At 57.6% G+C, this 17,475-nt stretch carries 13 protein-coding genes and 2 pseudogenes; 6 read left to right on the top strand and 9 right to left on the bottom strand.

Translation table 11 applies throughout. The features are described 5' to 3' along the window. Positions 1-63: 63 nt before the first annotated feature. From O4H53_RS21055 to O4H53_RS21025, 7 genes are all read right to left on the bottom strand, one after another. Positions 64-285: a helix-turn-helix domain-containing protein gene (locus O4H53_RS21055; RefSeq protein WP_037930992.1), complete on the bottom strand. Its 222-nt coding sequence runs from the start codon at positions 283-285 to the stop codon at positions 64-66. Positions 286-603: 318 nt separating this feature from the next. After that, positions 604-1,803 (bottom strand): 3-oxoadipyl-CoA thiolase, encoded by a 1,200-nt coding sequence (gene pcaF / locus O4H53_RS21050; RefSeq protein ID WP_009804213.1) that lies wholly within the window; start codon positions 1,801-1,803, stop codon positions 604-606. 2 nt (positions 1,804-1,805) lie between these two features. Next, positions 1,806-2,726 carry an electron transfer flavoprotein subunit alpha/FixB family protein gene (locus tag O4H53_RS21045; protein ID WP_009804214.1) on the bottom strand — a complete coding sequence of 307 codons (921 nt, stop codon included), beginning with the start codon at positions 2,724-2,726 and terminating at the stop codon, positions 1,806-1,808. Continuing rightward, positions 2,726-3,484, bottom strand: coding sequence for an electron transfer flavoprotein subunit beta/FixA family protein (locus O4H53_RS21040; protein ID WP_009804215.1), 759 nt, complete (start codon positions 3,482-3,484; stop codon positions 2,726-2,728). The genes O4H53_RS21045 and O4H53_RS21040 overlap by 1 nt, the downstream gene beginning before the upstream one ends. A 76-nt stretch (positions 3,485-3,560) precedes the next feature. Continuing rightward, positions 3,561-4,316 (bottom strand): SDR family NAD(P)-dependent oxidoreductase, encoded by a 756-nt coding sequence (locus tag O4H53_RS21035; protein ID WP_009804216.1) that lies wholly within the window; start codon positions 4,314-4,316, stop codon positions 3,561-3,563. A 72-nt stretch (positions 4,317-4,388) separates the two neighbouring features. Continuing rightward, positions 4,389-6,026, bottom strand: a complete 1,638-nt coding sequence (locus O4H53_RS21030; protein WP_009804217.1) for a flavin-containing monooxygenase — start codon at positions 6,024-6,026, stop codon at positions 4,389-4,391. Positions 6,027-6,141: 115 nt separating this feature from the next. Next, positions 6,142-7,044, bottom strand: a complete 903-nt coding sequence (locus tag O4H53_RS21025) for an alpha/beta hydrolase (protein ID WP_017468330.1) — start codon at positions 7,042-7,044, stop codon at positions 6,142-6,144. 287 nt (positions 7,045-7,331) lie between these two features. Here O4H53_RS21025 and O4H53_RS21020 point away from each other — a divergent pair. Both O4H53_RS21020 and O4H53_RS21015 read left to right on the top strand, forming a co-directional pair. Further along, positions 7,332-8,359: pseudogene (locus O4H53_RS21020) on the top strand (IS110 family transposase). Between the two features lie 324 nt (positions 8,360-8,683). After that, a pseudogene (locus O4H53_RS21015) lies at positions 8,684-9,432 on the top strand (IS5 family transposase); the annotation flags it as partial. On the opposite strand, the gene O4H53_RS21010 reads toward O4H53_RS21015, so the two are convergent. Beyond that, positions 9,420-11,459, bottom strand: a complete 2,040-nt coding sequence (locus O4H53_RS21010; protein WP_037930989.1) for an FAD-dependent oxidoreductase — start codon at positions 11,457-11,459, stop codon at positions 9,420-9,422. The pseudogene O4H53_RS21015 and the gene O4H53_RS21010 sit on opposite strands and share 13 nt — an antisense overlap. An 8-nt stretch (positions 11,460-11,467) precedes the next feature. Continuing rightward, positions 11,468-12,913, bottom strand: a complete 1,446-nt coding sequence (locus O4H53_RS21005) for an NAD-dependent succinate-semialdehyde dehydrogenase (RefSeq protein WP_073194559.1) — start codon at positions 12,911-12,913, stop codon at positions 11,468-11,470. A gap of 180 nt (positions 12,914-13,093) precedes the next feature. Between O4H53_RS21005 and O4H53_RS21000 the strand changes: the two genes are divergently transcribed. From O4H53_RS21000 to O4H53_RS20985, 4 genes are read left to right on the top strand one after another with little or no spacing between them, the layout of a single operon-like run. After that, on the top strand, positions 13,094-13,888 hold the full coding sequence (locus tag O4H53_RS21000; protein WP_037930983.1) for an IclR family transcriptional regulator: 795 nt from the start codon (positions 13,094-13,096) through the stop codon (positions 13,886-13,888). Between the two features lie 15 nt (positions 13,889-13,903). Further along, on the top strand, positions 13,904-15,064 hold the full coding sequence (locus O4H53_RS20995) for an acyl-CoA dehydrogenase family protein (protein ID WP_037930980.1): 1,161 nt from the start codon (positions 13,904-13,906) through the stop codon (positions 15,062-15,064). A gap of 18 nt (positions 15,065-15,082) precedes the next feature. After that, entirely contained in the window at positions 15,083-16,237 is a 1,155-nt protein-coding gene (locus O4H53_RS20990) for an iron-containing alcohol dehydrogenase (protein ID WP_037930977.1), read from the top strand. Further along, positions 16,237-17,439, top strand: a complete 1,203-nt coding sequence (locus O4H53_RS20985) for a CaiB/BaiF CoA transferase family protein (RefSeq protein ID WP_037930974.1) — start codon at positions 16,237-16,239, stop codon at positions 17,437-17,439. The genes O4H53_RS20990 and O4H53_RS20985 overlap by 1 nt, the downstream gene beginning before the upstream one ends. Positions 17,440-17,475 lie beyond the last annotated feature (36 nt).

Below are 17,475 nucleotides of genomic sequence, written 5' to 3'. Positions count from 1 at the left end.
ATCCGCGCCACTCGTACCGTTTTTGCCGTTATGTCTCTCGCGTTGGGGGACGGGATCAAAGCCTCAGGAAACGGACTTGCGCTTCGCGAAGAGTTCTTCGGGGTCGACATTGAGCGCCTTGGCGATGCGTTCGAGAAGGTCGAGGGAAGCCGCGAACTTGGCGTTCTCGACCTTGCCCATATGGCCGCGGCTCACTTCGGCCCGATGAGCAAGCTCCTCCTGGCTGAGGCCGCGGGCGCGTCTCAATTCCTGGATGTTCAGTGCTACACGGTCCCGCAAGTTCATGCCCGCGAAACGGGCACGATGCGCGAAATATCGCCACGCGATATATGTTACATTCGGAGGCGCAGAGAAGAAATGTTTGAGCGGCGCGAGATCGCCGAAATGGGATGCCTGCCGAAACGCAGGTCACGGGATTATCCGTCTCGCAAACATTTTGGGCCGTTCAATCGTTCTTTCTGAAAAGGGCGGCACCGGCAATACCGGTGCCGCCAGTTGGTCGTCCACAGGGAGGTTCAAGAGGACGAATTCTACAGCGAAATTTGAGGTCAGCCAAAAATCGCATAAGAGAACTTATGTTAGTTTTGTGGTTGTCGCGGCACCTCAGACAGCTTCGAGCGCGATTGCAATCCCCTGTCCCACGCCAATACACATGGTCGATAACGACTTTTCTCCAGGTTTGAGGTCCAGCATCGCTGAACCAGTGATGCGGGCACCTGACATGCCAAGCGGATGGCCGAGAGCAATAGCGCCGCCGTTCGGGTTCACGCGGGCGTCATCATCCGCGATCCCCAGGTGCCGTAGTGTGGCCAGACCCTGCGAAGCAAAGGCTTCGTTAAGTTCGATTACCGAGAAGTCTTCTTGTTTCAGTCCAAGTCGCGCCATCAGCTTTTCCGACGCCGGTGCCGGCCCGAAACCCATGATGCGCGGTGCGACGCCCGCGGTTGCGCCGCCCAAGACCCTTGCGATCGGTGTGAGGCCAAATTTTTTTGCGACGTCGCTGGTGGCAAGGATCAATGCTGCGGCACCATCGTTCACGCCCGAAGAATTCCCAGCGGTTACAGTGCCGTCCGCTTTTACGAAAGTTTTCAGTTGGGCGAGCGCTTCCAAAGTCGTACCCGCGCGAGGGTGTTCATCCTGTACGACGATCTTTGGCTCCCCCTTTCGCTGAGGAATCTCTACCGGGACAATTTCACGGGCCAAACGACCGTTCGCCATGGCATCTCTCGCCTTTCGCTGCGAACGCATGGCGAAGGCATCTTGGTCGGCGCGGTTGATGCTGAAGTCTTCCGCTACGTTTTCGGCCGTTTCAGGCATGCTGTCGACGCCGTATTGACTCTTCATCTGTTTATTGACGAAGCGCCAGCCGATGGTGGTGTCTTCAGCAGAATTTTCGCGCGAGAATGCAGTTGTAGCTTTTGGCATCACAAACGGAGCACGAGACATGCTTTCCACACCGCCAGCAACAATGAGATCGGCTTCTCCAGCTTTGATCGCGCGGGCGGCTGTGATTACGGCGTCCATACCCGATCCGCACAACCGGTTCATCGTCGTGCCAGGGACACAATCCGGAAATCCCGCGAGTAGCAGCGACATGCGTGCGACGTTGCGGTTGTCCTCGCCCGCCTGGTTGGCGCAGCCGAAAATCACTTCGTCAATGGCCGCTAGATCTAGCTTCGGGTTTCGGCTGGCCAGGGCCCTGAGTGGGATTGCACCAAGATCGTCGGCTCGCACAGAAGAAAGCGCGCCGCCATAGCGACCAATTGGTGTGCGGATGTAATCGCAGATGTAGACGTTTGTCATTCTTAGAGTGCCTTTGTCATATCCGGGACGGCGTCGAGCAGGTCTGCGACCAGGCCGTAGTCGGCGACCTGGAAGATCTGGGCCTCTTCATCCTTGTTGATGGCGACGATGACCTTGCTGTCCTTCATGCCTGCAAGGTGTTGAATTGCCCCGGAAATCCCGACCGCGATGTACAGCTCGGGCGCCACGACCTTGCCGGTCTGGCCGACCTGCCAGTCGTTCGGTGCGAACCCGCTATCCACCGCCGCGCGCGAGGCGCCGACCGCCGCGCCCAGCTTGTCGGCCAGGCCCTCGATGATCGCGAAGTTCTCCTCGGAACCGACGCCGCGACCGCCCGAGACCACGATCTTGGCCGAGGTCAGTTCCGGACGATCCGACGCCGCGACCTTGTCCTCGACCCAGGCGCTCAGGCCCGCGTTGCCGGCCGCTGCGATGGCCTCGACGGCGGCCGAACCACCCTGGCCAGCCGCGTCGAAGGCGGTGGTGCGGACGGTCAGTACCTTCTTGGAATCGTTGGACTTTACCGTCTGAATCGCGTTGCCCGCGTAGATCGGGCGTTCGAACGTGGACCCGTCCACGATGGCGGTGACGTCCGACAAAACCATCACGTCCAGCAGCGCCGCGACGCGCGGCAGGATGTTTTTCGCGCTCGCCGTGGACGGAGCAACGATATGTTCATAATTGCCTGCCAGGCTGACCACCAGATCGGCGACCGGCTCGGCCAGGCCGTTGGCATAGGCGGCGTCATCCGCCACCAGAACCTTTGCCACGCCGTCGATCTTCGACGCGGCCTCGCCTGCGGCAGCGGGGCCCGCAACCAGAACGGTCACATCGCCCAGCGATTTGGCAGCGGTCACCGCCTTGGCGGTGGCGTCCAGCGCCAGTGCACCACCGGCGATTTCTGCAAGGAGAAGAACAGCCATTACACGATCCCCTTTTCTTTCAGCTTCGACACCAGCTCGTCGACCGAGCCAACCATTTCCCCGGCCGAACGCGCGGCGGGCTCTGCCGTCTTGACGACGGTCAGGCGCGGCGTGACATCGACGCCGAAATCGGCGGCGGTCTTTTCGTCCAGCGGTTTCTTCTTGGCTTTCATGATGTTGGGCAGCGAGGCGTAGCGCGGCTCGTTCAGGCGCAGGTCGGCGGTGACGATCGCCGGCAGCTTCACCTTGATGGTCTGCAGACCGCCGTCCACTTCGCGGGTCACGACGGCATGCTCGCCCTCGATCGCAACCTCAGAGGCATAGGTCGCCTGACCCCAGCCCAGCAGCGCCGCCAGCATCTGGCCGGTCGCGTTCATGTCGTTGTCGATCGCCTGTTTGCCCGCGATCACCAGGCCCGGCGCCTCGGCGTCGATCACGGCCTTTAGGATCTTGGCCACCGCCAGCGGCTCGATATCTTGGTGCACGTCGTCGGCGGCCACGACGAGGATCGCCCGGTCCGCGCCCATCGCCAGCGCCGTGCGCAGCGTTTCCTGCGCCTGTTTCACGCCGATCGACACGACGACAAGCTCGTCCGCCTTGCCCGCTTCCTTCAGACGGATCGCCTCTTCAACCGCAATCTCGTCGAACGGGTTCATCGACATCTTCACATTCGCGAGACCAACTCCGCTACCGTCCGCCTTAACGCGAACCTTCACGTTGTAATCAATTAGGTGTTTTATAGGTGCAATTATTTTCATTGGCGTTTATCGTCTTGGAAATTTGCAATGGCAGTAACGGCCCGGGTTCCAGGCCGTTACTTGGGATGTGTCTCTGTCAATTCGCAGTATAACCGCCATCTACTACAATCTCTGCTCCGTGAACGAACGATGACTCATCCGATGCGAGGAACAGGACCGCATTCGAAACCTCTTCAGGTTTGCTTGGCCGCTTGAGCAGCGTGGCCCCCAGAATTGCCTGCCGGGTCTCTTCGTCGGCGTGTAGCAGATCTTTTGTCATGGGAGTATCGATGACACCGGGATGGATCGAATTGACACGTATGCCACTTTCGGCCAGGTCGACTGCGCAGGATTTGGTCAACATCCGTACGGCGCCTTTGGATCCAATGTAGGCTCCCGCCGAAGCGGCACCAACAATCCCATAGATTGAAGAAATATTGATAATTGATGCTTTTTCGGTCTCTTTCATCAATGGAACCGCGGCTCGGATACCGAGATAAACACCGCGTACATTGACGTTGATCGTCATGTCAAATTCGTCAGGCGAGGTTTCGTGGAGCGGCTTCAGAATGAGAATGCCAGCGTTGTTCACTAGCACATCAAGTCGACCAGCACTTGATTGCACCGTGGAGATGACATTCTTCCAATCTTCTTCAAGCGTCACGTCATGCTGAATGAATTCCGCCTTCCCTCCGGCTCCAATGATACCTTTTACTACGCTTTCACCCGCTTCCGTATCACGGTCGGTTACAAATACATGCGCGCCTTCACGTGCCAGCGTTTCACAATGGGCTTTTCCCATGCCCATGGCGCCACCTGTTACCAGTGCGACTTTTCCGGATACCCGTCCCATAGTTCTCTCCTGAGTGTTCATGAACAAATTTAATTGTTTCCGCCGGGTTTTCTTAATGCCCGACGGAATTCTTTACACCTTCTCGGCAGTGCGGTCGCGGATCAGGGATGTATAACCTTCCTCCTTAACCGCACTAATGGCATTGCGATAATTGCCAATCCCGGCCATGTAGAACATCACCGCATTCTTCTTTCCGGGGATATTTGCGCCGAAGATCCAGCTTTCAGCTTTGGGGAAGAGTGTCATGTCGGCGATTTCACGGCAGGTGCCAACCCAAGCGTCGCGCGCCTCCACGGTTGGCTCCACACTTTGAACCCCCTCTTCTTCCATTGCGCAAATCGTGTCAGCGATCCATTCAACTTGCGTCTCAATGCTGGGGGGCAGGTTAGTGAAGGGGCCATTAGGGCCAAGGATCATGAAGAAGTTAGGGAAGTCTACCTCCATCATGCCGAGGTAACCGAGTGGGCCTTCCTTCCAAGTGTCGCGCATGGTCACGCCTCCGCGTCCGCGGAGGTCCATTTTGACGTAATTGCCGTCGACCGCATCGAAACCAGTGGCAAAGATTACGATGTCAAGCTCATGCTCCTCGCCGCTTTCGAGACGAATGCCGTTCGGAGTGAACTCTGCGATCGGATCGGCCTTCACGTCGGCGAGGGTCACGTTGTCTCGGTTGTAGACCTCGTAATAGTTGTTTCCGCAAAGCGGGCGCTTGGCGTAAAGGTCCTTCGGCGTCAGTTTCTCTGCGACCTTGGGGTCCTTCACGATTTGCTTGATCTTGCCCTTGATGAAGTCAGCGGCCGCATCATTGGCCACTTGGCTGGTCGCAATATCGCAAAAGGTGCCAAACATGAAATAGAAACCACCGCCGCGCTGCCAGGCGGCTTCGAAGACCCGCTCCCGTTCCTCGGGCGAGGCGGTTTCGGCGGGTTCGGCGCTTTCTTCGAAGCCGAAGGCCACAACAGAATTCTTCACTTGATTCCAGATATTATCGTAGTTCGCCTTTTGCTCGGCGATGGTAGCATCGTCTTGCGGGGTGTTCCCAATCGGCACGACATATTGTGCAGAGCGCTGAAAAACAGTCAGGTGTTTTGCAATTGGTGCCGTTGCAGTGATAACCTGAACACCCGTCGAGCCGGTGCCGATAATGCCCACGCGTTTGTTGCTCAAGTCCACTCCCTCGGGCCAGGCACCTGTGTGTAAGATACGGCCTTTGAAATCATCGATGCCCTTGAATTTTGGAACATTCGTTGCGGACAAGAGACCGAGGCCAGTGACAAGGTATTTTGCGGTAACTGTCTCACCACTATCAGTGATCACGTTCCAGAGACCGGTTTTTTCATTATAGTGCGCGCCATCCACTTTGGTGTCGAACTTGTAGCTGCGTCGAAGATCGAGATGATCCGCTACCTCGTTCATGTATTCGAGGATCTCGGGCTGGGTCAGATACCGGGTTTTCCAGCGGCCTTTTCGAAGCAACTCTTTGTCAAAAGAATAGCGATAGACATAGCTTTCCGTGTCTGACAGCGCACCGGGATATCGGTTCCACCACCAGGTGCCGCCAACGTCACTGGCGCTGTCATAGCCCCGGACGTTCAGTCCCTGCTCGTTGCGAAGTTTGTGGACAGCGTAAAGCCCGCCGAAGCCCGCGCCAATGACGACTGCGTCAAAATCCGCTCCGACCGTTTTAGTATTCTCAGTCTGAATGTTCATATCACTCCTCCCAGAGTAAGACCGCTCCGCCCCGCAGATTGCGGGTGAGATGCTAGATGAATGTTTCGTAGGGGTTTGTCTCGCACCGCACCGCAATGCAGTGCGAGTACAGGTCTCAGAGGGCCCGATACCATGCGGCGATGCGACCAAGTTCCTCGTTTGCCTCGGGCGCGCGTCCCGAAAGCGCGGGAAAGACATGCTGCATGCCTTCGACGATAGACAGGGTCACGTTTACGCCCTGTGCCTTGGCCTTTTCGTGCAACCGTTCGGCATCGCTCTTAAGCGTCTCGGCCCCTCCGGCATTGATATAGAGCGGCGGGTAACCGGTGAAATCGTTCTCCAGCGGGTTGGCCAACGGATTAAGCGGATCCGTGCCTTCACCGAGGAACATCCCCGCCATCGCTTCGAGGATCGGTTTGCCGACTAGCGCATCGGTTTCCGCGTTGGTTTCCAGTGTTTCCCCGCGCATCGCCATGTCGAGCCAGGGCGAATAGGCGATGACCGCTCCGGGCAGTGGCAACCCAAGTTCGCGTAACTTCAGCACGCTGGCGATGGCAAGATTGCCGCCAGCACTGTCGCCAGCCGTCAGAATATTTCTTGCCTTGAAACCCTTATCCAGCAGCGCTTTGTATGCGGCTACTGCATCTTCGATCTGCGCCGGAAATGGGTGCTCGGGTGCGCGCCGATAGTGCAGGATCACCGACGTAACCCCAAGCACCTTAGCGAGGTGCCCTGCCATTTTTCGATGACTATCGGCTGAGCCGACGGCAAAGCCGCCACCATGAGTGTAAACAATTACACGCGAGGTATCTGCCCCGGCTGGTAGGGCCCAGATAGCCTCAACTCCTCCGACATGATCGCTTTTGTAGCTAACGTTTTCCGGCTCTAGTGCGGGCTGCCCCCATTCATCGAACATGCTGCGCAGGTTCGCGATCGTCAGGTCTGGGTTCTCGACCATCTGATCGGTCCAATTCTGATAAAGCGCCCGCAGCGTATCGGCTTCTCTACTGATTTCCATGTTTATCCTCCCAAGCATAACATTTGGCAAAGCCACCAACTGACGTCGCCAATCTCGAAGACGTCAAACGGTCAACGGCATACGCCAATTATCTCAGAGTAAGGGCGAAAAATGCGCCATGTATTGAACAATCCTGCTTTGGAAATAGTATGATCGTGCTCAGCCTGTCGTGAGGCAGATATGCCCGTTACTAGGCTCTGTTGATGGCGTGGATACCCCCTCCCGACGGCATCGCAATGTGCCACTATGATGAGCGTTAAAAGCCATCACAGAAGGAAGGAGCATCTATGTCCGAAATTAAAATTATCGGTGTCGACTTGGCAAAGCGCGTTATCCAGTTGCATGGTGCGTACAATGATGGGTCAGTCGCGTTTCGCAAAAAGCTTTCACGAGGCCAGTTTCTCGCGTTCGTGGCACAGCAACCCAAATGCATGATCGCCATGGAGGCGTGGCCACGGCGTATGGCTGGGGCCGCGAATTTGAGAAGCTGGGGTGCGACGTGCGGTTGATACCGCCGGTCTATGTGAAGCCGTTCGTCAAACGCCAGAAGAATGATGCGACCGATGCAGAGGCCATCTTGGAGGCTGCATTGCGTCCAACCATGCGCTTTTTCGCAGTGAAGACGGAAGATCAGCAGGCCCGTGCCATGCTGTTTCGCACGCGGCAGATGTTTGTCGGCCAGCGCCCCCAGATGATCAACGCTTTACGCGGCCACCTCGCCGAACACGGATTGGTCGCGGCCCGCGGGCCTGCCCATCTCAAGCGACTCGCGGACGCAATCGCAGGTGATGACACCGCGCTGCATGCTGAGGTTCGTGACCTCGGCCGGATGTATCTGGGGCAGATTGAGGGGCTGAATACGCGTGTTGCAGAGCTTGACGCGAAGATGCGATGTGCCGCCAAGAAAGCCGACTTGGTGCGCCGAACACAAACCATGCCGGGCGTGGTTCCTGTCACGGCGCTTGCGATCGAGACATTTGCCCGTGACCTGGCCACCTTCCGGCGCGGGTGCGATTTTGCCGCCTGGCTTGGGCTTGTGCCGAAGCAGCACTCGACGGGCGGCAAAGCCCGGCTCGGGAAGACCTCGAAGATGCGACAGCGCGACTCCGGACACTCTTGGTCTCTGGCGCTATGGCTGTCCTCCAGGCTGTCGAGCGGTTTGACACACCGAATAATGGCTGGCTGAAACGCCTACTAACCCGCAAGCCGCGCATGGGTCGCCGCGATTGCGCTGGCCAACAAGATGGCGCGTGGCCTCTGGGCCATCATAATGAAACAAGAGGATTACCGGAATCCGGTGGCGGCGATGGCATAGCGAAGACGGCATGCCACGACGTCCCGGTAAGTTGGGAGTGTGAGGAGGTCACTGAAAAGTAAGGGCAAAGGATCGATCAGATCCGGGTCAGAGAAAGCAGCATTTGTGCAGGAGCCACCGAGCTCGGTTTGTTGATATGCCTCTGGTCCGCGCATCGCCATACCGGCCCGCGGTTACATCAGCGCCGCACACAGAGGCCTGATACATGACCGCACCCGATCACACGCTCGCGCCGTTCAAAAAATCACTTGCACCAATGGGGGCATGCATGCACAAATCCCGTGTCGGACTCATCTTATGAATCCAGCGTGGTAGCTGAGGTGCATGAGCAGACCGACAACCCCGACATACAAGACCATGAACTGGCCCGCTTATAACGAAGCGCTCAAGCGCCGTGGCTCGCTGACGATCTGGTTTGACCCCGAGATGAGCTGGGAGGCCGTGCCGACAGGCAGAAGAGTTACAGCGACGCCGCGACCCAGACCTGTCTTTCGATGAAGGTCCTGTTCGGCATGGCCTTGCGACAGGCGACCGGGTTCGTCGAGAGCCTGTTGCGGCTGATCGGTCTCGACTGGACGGTGCTCGACTTCAGCACCCTGTCCCGGCGCCAGAAGACCCTGGCCGTGAACATCCCGTATCGCGGCTCCAAAGGGCCGTTGCACTTGTTGGTGGACAGCACGGGGATCAAGCTTGAAGGTGAGTGGCATGCCCGCAAGCATGGCGGCCCCAAGCGACGGGTCTGGCGCAAGATCCACCTCGGGATCGACGAGCAAACGTTGGAAGTGCGCGCTGTTCAGATCACCGGGAGCCACATCGGTGACGCTCCAGTGTTACCCAACCTTCTTGAACAGATCCCGGCAGACCAGCAGTGTCACGGCTGACGGTGCGTATGACACACGAAAATGCCAGGACGCGATTGCGGACCGTGGCGTCCACGCCGTTATCCCACCAGGTAAGAACGCAAAGTCTTGGAAGACCATCACCGCCTAAGCCGCGTCGAGACGAAGATGCACTGTGTTAAGTTGCTGGGGCAGCGCCTTATGGCGCGGGACTTTGACCGTCAGGTCGCGAAAACCCTTTCTAAATAACGAGGCACCCTCCAGTCGCAAGGGTCCTCTTTGACAAGCGCGCTAAACAGCGCGGCCAACCGATCCTTGCCGATATTTTTGGCGTGGTGCATCAGGCCTCCCCGCCAGCGGGGAAATCCGTAGCCGTGAATCATTACTAGGTCGATGTCTTGCGGTTTTTCTGCGACGCCTTCGTCAAGGATATCGCAGGCTTCCGCCACCATTGCGAGCAAGAGCCTTTCTACGATTTCGTCAGCTGAGAACTCCCGGCGAGTGAAGTTCATTTCTTCTGAGACACGGAGTATTTCGCTAGCGACCAGCTCCGAAGGTGAGGGTTTGCCGTCCGGCCCATAGTCGTACCATCCGGCGCCCGATTTGCGTCCTAGGCGTTTGTGCTTTTCGACCAGCCGCTCGACCAAGGGCATGTGACCACAGCAGTTCCCTTCTGCAGCGGCCTTGCGACGGATATTCGCGTAGGCGATGTCCAGCCCCGACATGTCCTGTGCAGCATATGGACCCATCGCCATACCGAATCCGCGCATAGCCGCGTCGATCTCGTCGACAATAGCCCCCTTCACCAGAAGGCGATTAGCGGCGTGACGGTAGCTAGACAAAATTCGGTTTCCGATGAAGCCATCGCAAACACCAGACAGTACCGGGATTTTACCAAGCCTGCGCGCCAGCACAAATGCTGCACCTAATGTATCGTCTGACGTTCGGTCGCTCCTGACGACTTCCAGAAGCTTCATAATATGCGCAGGACTGAAGAAATGAATCCCTACAAAGCGTGCTGGGTGCTTCAACCCATCAGAAAGCCGATTTACATCGAGATAGGATGTGTTTGTGGCAATAATCGTCTCGGGCGGCAGAGCACCTTCGAGTTCGGTCAAGATCGCGCTCTTGACCGCAAAATCCTCGAAGGCCGCCTCGATTGCTAGATCGGTTGGTGGCAGAGCGTCATAGCCTGAGACCGTAACCAGCCGGTCCTCAACCGCCTTTCCCGCATCGGGGGACAGAATGCCGCGACTGATACCCTGATCAATCAGCTTTTGCAGGTTTTCTCTGGCCCACTCTGCGGACGAGGCACTGCGTTCGACGACAGTCACCGAGATCCCTGCGGTCGCTAGCGTGTACGCAATAGCTGCTCCCATATTACCACCACCGACCACGATGGCGGTTTCAGCATCTCGGGAAGGTCGGGGGTAGGTGCGCCCCTTGTTGGTTGCGGTACGCTCGGTGAAGAAAACGTGCCTAAGGGCCCGCGCCTGATCCGAGGCACGAAGGTCCAAAAACGCAGCGCGCTCGCTGGCCAGTGCGTCGTGCAGCGGCGTCATCGCGCTGGCCGCGACCAGGTCCACCGCAACATGCGGGGCATTCTGGCCAGGCATACGCCGCGCTACCTGCGCGCGGGCGACTTCCGCTGCGAAGTGGTTTGGCATTGGTGAAGGAAGATTGTCGGGTGCCTGTGCCGCCTCTAGAACAGCGTCATCGAGAGCTATGGCCGCGCCAAGCGGGTCATCGGCTAGCAGCTGGATCAGTCCTATTTTCAGTGCCTGCTCGGCGGAAACAGCCTTCCCGGTGACGATCATGTCAAGCGCAGCTTCAATACCGATAAGTCGCGGCAGTCTTTGGGTTCCCCCTGCGCCAGGCACGATCCCCAAGTTTACCTCTGGCAGGCCCAGTTTGGTAGAAGTTGAGGCGATGCGATAGCAGCAAGCCAGAGCAATCTCTAGTCCCCCACCAAGCGCAGCCCCGTTGATGGCTGCGATAGTCGGAATCGGAAGGTGCGCAAGTTGCAACAGCACGTCATTTAGTTGTGGATCAACAGGCAACTGTCCGAATTCCTTCGCATCCGCGCCCGCGACGAACGTCGTTCCTGCGCCGGTGATAATCAGCCTGGTAGCGCCAGTTTCGAGGACTTGGAAGATACATTGTTGTATTCCAGCCCGAACCTCCGCGTTGATTAGGTTAAGCGGCGAATTGTCTATGGTCAGAATTGCTGCGCCATTTGAGAAGCTTAATTCAACAGGCATGGGCATCCTCACAGCACTGGCGCTCGATTGCGCGAGATAAATTTGGTATTGAGATAGCCTTCGAAGGTTTCTGTCCCGCCTTCAGTCCCATAGCCGCTGTCTCTTACGCCGCCAAACGGAGTCTCGGGCAGAGCCAGGCCGAACTGGTTGATGCTTACCATACCTGCCTGCAAACCCGCAGCTGCTTTATCTGCACGCTCCAACGAATTGGTAAAGACATAGGACGCCAGCCCGAAGGGTAGCCCGTTGGCCCGCGACAGTCCGTCCTCTATTTCACGAAAAGACGAGACGACAGCAATCGGGCCGAAGGGTTCTTCGCGCATCAAGTCGATGTCGTCGTTGGGCGTATCGACGACTGTCGGGGCATAGAAGTTACCATGATTCCCAACCCTTTTGCCTCCCGTCAACACCCGTGCACCGTTTTCGCGGGCATCCTCGACGAGCTTTTCCATCGCATTCACGCGTCCGCGATGACACAATGGCCCCATCTGTGTGCCCTCGGTTAAACCATCGCCCACCTTTACGCTCTCAAATGCTGAAACTAGCTCGGACAGAAATCGGTCGTAGATGCCTTGTTGTACGTAAAACCGGGTTGGGGCGATGCACACCTGGCCTGCATTGCGCAGCTTGTTGCCCGCCAAGGCGCGCGCCGCGGCCGTGGCATCGGCGTCGTCGAACACCAATACGGGCGCGTGACCGCCGAGTTCCATCGTCGCCCGCTTCATGTGGCGGCCAGCCAATTCTGCCAGATGCTTGCCCACCTCGACCGAACCGGTGAAGGTGATCTTGCGCACCTCGGGGCGCGCAATAAGAGTTTCCGAAATGAAGGCCGCATTACCCCAGACAAGGTTCAGACAGCCTTCGGGCAAGCCTGCATCCAGCAGATAGCGCGCAATTGCCATGCAGCCCGCCGGAGCCTCTGCCGGGGCTTTCAAGATCATCGTGCAACCTGACGCAAGCGCCGCCGCGACCTTGCGTACCGCTTGGCTCAGCGGAAAATTCCAAGGCGTGATGGCAAGGCAGACGCCTATCGGTTCGCGCACGACAAGCTGCTGTACCCCCGGGCTGCGCGATGGAATGATGCGCCCATAAATGCGCCGACATTCCTCGGCGTGCCAGTCGACGTGGTCAGCTGAGGCGCGGACCTCAGCCAAGGCCTCAGCCAGCGGCTTGCCTTCATCGAGAGTGATCCAGCCAGCGATCAGTCTGTCATTTTGGCGCAGCAGGTCGGCAAACCGTCGCAAAATTGCACTTCGTTCCATGGGAGAGCTGTTTTTCCATCGGCGAAAAGCTGATTCGGCCGAGTGAACCGCATGGTCCAGATCTGCGGCGCTAGCCTGCGGAATCTGTCCGATAGTTTGCCCGTTTGCAGGGTTTATGACTGCACGATCCTCCGGCGTGGGAGAAGCGATCCAGTCCCGTCCGATGAGGTGCTGGATGGTCGGATAATTCATTTCTTTCATGGCGTTATGCCCTCGCTCAGTTGTGTCATCCGCAGGATCCGGCACGAAGGGGACCAGATGGACGACTTTAGTTTTCCGCATAGCGGAAAAGTTTACCACAGTATTGACGCGGACGTTATCGATCGTTTAGATGTGTTTCAAGACGCATAATTCTTCCCGAGGAGGGATGTCGTGAGACCAAGGAAAGACCGCACCAAGGACGCCGAGAGACAGGACCGCGATTTTGTCACGGCGTTGGCGCGCGGCTTGGAGCTGTTGCGGGCCTTTCGGCGGGAAGGGGAAGCTCTGGGGAATGGTGAGTTGGCCGAGCGCACTGGCCTGAGCAGATCGACGGTCTCAAGGCTGGCCTATACACTGAACAAGCTGGAATACCTCAGCTACGATCCGGATACAGCACGCTATCGACTGGCCCCTCCAGTGCTTTCGCTGGGTTTCTCCTGCCTTGCAGGGATTCCGCTGCGGCAACTCGCAAAGCCCTTTATGCAGGAATTAGCCGATTACACAGGTATGCCGGCGGCCATGGCCAGTCGTGACCGACTATCGATGGTCTATCTAGAGCGGTGCAAGGGCACCAACGCCGTCACGCTGGCGATTGAGGTTGGTGCCCATATTAAACTGGCCACTACCGCGGTTGGTCGCGCCTGCATAGCGGCACACGGCCCGGATGAGCAGGCCAGAATTCTGGCCCTTGTGGAGGAACATGAGGGTGACAACTGGCCGAATGTGCAGCCCGGAATCGAAGCAGCTATCGAAGACTACCAACAGTACGGTTATTGCACGTCCTTCACGGAGTGGAAGCGTGATGTGAACGCAGTAGCAGTGCCCTTCGTGCCGACGGACGGCTCACCCATCATTGCCTTCAACTGCGGCGGTCCTTCGCAAACCCTTACGCGCGATTGGATCGAAAGCGACGTCGCGCACCGCCTTGTCGATCTTGTCCGCCGCGTTGCGGCGGTCGCACCCTGAACAATAGAGAGCATAATGGCCCTTGATACAGATACCCTTTCCCAGTTTCTCGACGCGCTCGACCGCTTCGTGAAAGAGCGACTAATCCCTTACGAGGATCGCGTCGCCGATGAAGATGTGATTCCGCCTATGCTGGTCGATGAAATCCGCACGATGGGCCTTTTCGGCATGTCGATCCCGGAGGATTTCGGCGGGCTTGGCTTGTCGATGATAGAGGAAGTGCAAGCCGCTTTCGTTCTTGGCCAGGCTTCGCCTGCGTTCCGGTCGCTAGTTGGCACAAACAACGGGATCGGCTCGCAGGGAATCATCATCGATGGAACCGACGAGCAGAAGGCGAAGTATCTACCAGCTCTCGCCTCCGGAGATATGATCGCATCCTTCGCCCTAACCGAGCCAGATGCTGGTTCGGATGCTGGCGGTCTGCGCACCACTGCGCGGCGTGATGGAAACGATTTCCTACTGAACGGCACGAAGCGCTACATTACCAATGCGCCGCGTGCCGATCTATTCACGGTTTTTGCCCGGACCAGTCCAGAGGTGAAAGGTTCTGCCGGCGTAAGCGCTTTTCTCGTCGAGGCAGGGACGCCGGGCATAACGCTTGGCCAGCCTGACAGGAAGATGGGGCAGAAGGGTTCGCACACATGCGACGTCATCCTTGACAATGTCCGCGTGCCTGCCTCGAACATCATCGGCGGGCCGGACCGTCTGAACAAGGGCTTCAAAACGGCAATGAAAGTCCTTGATCGGGGCCGACTGCATATTTCTGCCGTCTGTGTGGGCGCCGCCGAACGGCTGATCCGTGACAGCCTATCCTATGCGATTGAACGCAAACAATTCGGTGAACCCATCGCTGAAAAGCAACTGATCCAAGCCATGCTGGCTGACAGTCGCGCCGAGGCCTTCGCAGCGCGTTGCATGATCGAAGAAACAGCACGCCGCAAGGACGCTGGTCAGAACGTGTCGACTGATGCTGCCTGCTGCAAGATGTTTGCCAGTGAGATGGTAGGTCGAGTGGCCGATCGCGCAGTGCAAATCCACGGCGGTGCAGGATACATGGCCGAATATGCGGTCGAGCGCTTCTATCGCGATGTGCGTCTCTTCCGCATCTACGAGGGGACAACCCAGATTCAGCAAATACTGATCGCGCGGAATATGATCCGCACTGCAGCAGCTTAACAGGAGCGAAGACAAACTATGGACTTCAATTTCCTTTCCACCCCGAGGATCGTCTGCGAGAGCGGTGGGCTTGGCCGGATCGGCAGCCTGATGCAAGATTTGTCTTGCACCCGTGCGCTGGTCGTGACGGACCCGGGCATATTGGCCTGTGGTTTTGCGGACGAGGCAGCCGCCTCACTTAGGGCTGCTGGCATCGAGGTTGAGATTTTTCATAAAGTCAAAGCGGACCCCCCGATCGCTGTCGTCGAGGCCGCGGTAGAGGTCGCGCGGGCCTTTGGTGCTGACGGAATCATCGGACTTGGCGGCGGCAGTTCACTGGACACTGCCAAGGTCATCGCAGCGGCGGTAGCCAACGATCAACCGATTACGGACATGATCGGGATCAATCAGGTCACCGATAAACGCTTGCCACTGATTCAGGTGCCAACCACGGCAGGGACCGGATCAGAGGTAACATGGGTGTCCGTGCTGACTTCGGAAAGCCACGAAAAAAAAGCGGTATATGCACCGCAGCTTCTGCCTGACGTTGCCTTGCTAGATGCAAAGCTAACATTGGGAATGCCTCGTCACATCACAGCGGCCACGGCGTTAGACGCAATGGTTCACGCCATTGAGGCAGTAACCAGTCGCACCAGAAAGAATCCCATTTCCGATGGAATGGCGGACAAAGCGCTGGTGCTTCTCGGTCAGAACTTACCAATCGTCATGGAAACGCCTTCGGACCTGTCAGCGCGAGAGGCCATGCTGTTGGGGGCGACACTGGCTGGGATGGCCTTCATTAATGCCAGCGTGGGGGCGATTCATGCCTTGTCATACCCACTGGGAACAGGTTTCAAGGTTCCTCACGGGCACGCAAACGCTCTGGTCGCAGGACCAGTGATGAGGTTCAACATGCCCGTTGCAGAAGCTGAATATGCTCGTCTATCGCGGTTACTACTGCCCTCGCGGCCTTTTAACTCTGATGCGGCTGCGGCCCATGGCCTGATCGACGAGATGGAACGGATGCTAGTCGAAAGCGGACTTGAGTCTCGACTTTCTGGTGTCGGAGTGACCGAGGCAGCCATTCCCGGAATGGCTAATGAGGTCGTGACCGGTATCACGCGATTGCTGGAGACCAACCCGCGCGACATGACAGCCGAAGATGTGTCGCGCCTCTATCAGGAGGCGCTTTGATGGCTGGCTCATTGGACGGGATCAAGGTGGTCGACCTCAGCCGCGTGCTGGGCGGGCCTTACTGCACCCAAATGCTTGCGGATCATGGCGCTGAGGTCATCAAGGTGGAGCCGCCTCTGGGCGACGAGACCCGCAGTTGGGGCCCGCCTTTCAATGATGAACTCAGCGCCTATTTCTCTGGCGCCAACCGCAACAAGCGGTCCATCGCTATCGATCTGCAGCAACCGGAAGGGCGCGACCTGATATTGCGGTTTCTTCAGGATGCAGATGTTTTAGTTCACAATTTTAAGTCTGGTACTCTTGAAAAATGGGGGCTTGGTTATGATGATGTTCTCAGGGCACGTTTTCCTAGACTGGTACTCTGCCACGTGACTGGATTTGGTTCCGATGGCCCACTTGGCGGTTTTCCCGGCTATGACGCCGTGGTACAAGCTATGACGGGCCTCATGAGCATCAACGGCAATCCCTCCGAAGGCCCGACACGCATGGGTACGCCCATCGTGGACATCGGCACCGGTCTGATCGCCTGTAACGCTATTCTCGCCGCACTTTTGGAACGGGGCCGGTCCGGATTGGGCCAAGCCATCGAAGTGCCGCTATATGATTGCGCGATCAGCATGATGCATCCCCAAGCGGCTAATTCCCTCATGTCCGGACAGATACCAATGGCGACCGGCAATGGGCATCCAAATATCGTACCATACGACATGTTCGAAACAAGTAATGGCAAACTCTATCTGGCTATCGGTAACAATGGTCAGTTCGCAAAACTCTGTGACGTGCTTGGCCTACCTGAGGTGCCCTGCGATCCACGATTTGCCGACAATGCCGCGCGTCTTGCGCATCGGTCAGAGATGACAGAGGTCTTGTCAGAGTGCCTGGTGCAACATGACGCCTTCAAACTTGAGCCGGTGCTTTTGAAAGCTGGGATTCCCGCCGGAGTCGTTCGGAATGTGAATGAAGCGTTGGAGCATCCACACACCCGACATCGCGGAATGGTGGTATCAGTTGGCACCTACCGCGGCACCGGCGTGCCAGCACGCTTGTCGCGTACCCCCGGAGCGGTTCGCGCGGCACCGCCTCGCTTCGGGCAGCATAGTAGGCAGTTGCTTAGCGAGGCTGGACTGACAGAAGCTGAAATCGATAGATTGACTCAAGCGGATATCGTTCGAGAAGAACCGCGGATGCGCGAGACGACCTAAGCCGAAATTTCAGCTCAAGCGGACGATCGTGAAAAA

This window comes from Sulfitobacter sp. G21635-S1 (assembly GCF_027213915.1).
Taxonomy (GTDB): Bacteria; Pseudomonadota; Alphaproteobacteria; order Rhodobacterales; family Rhodobacteraceae; genus Sulfitobacter.
This window is presented reverse-complemented; position numbering and strand designations above follow the sequence as displayed.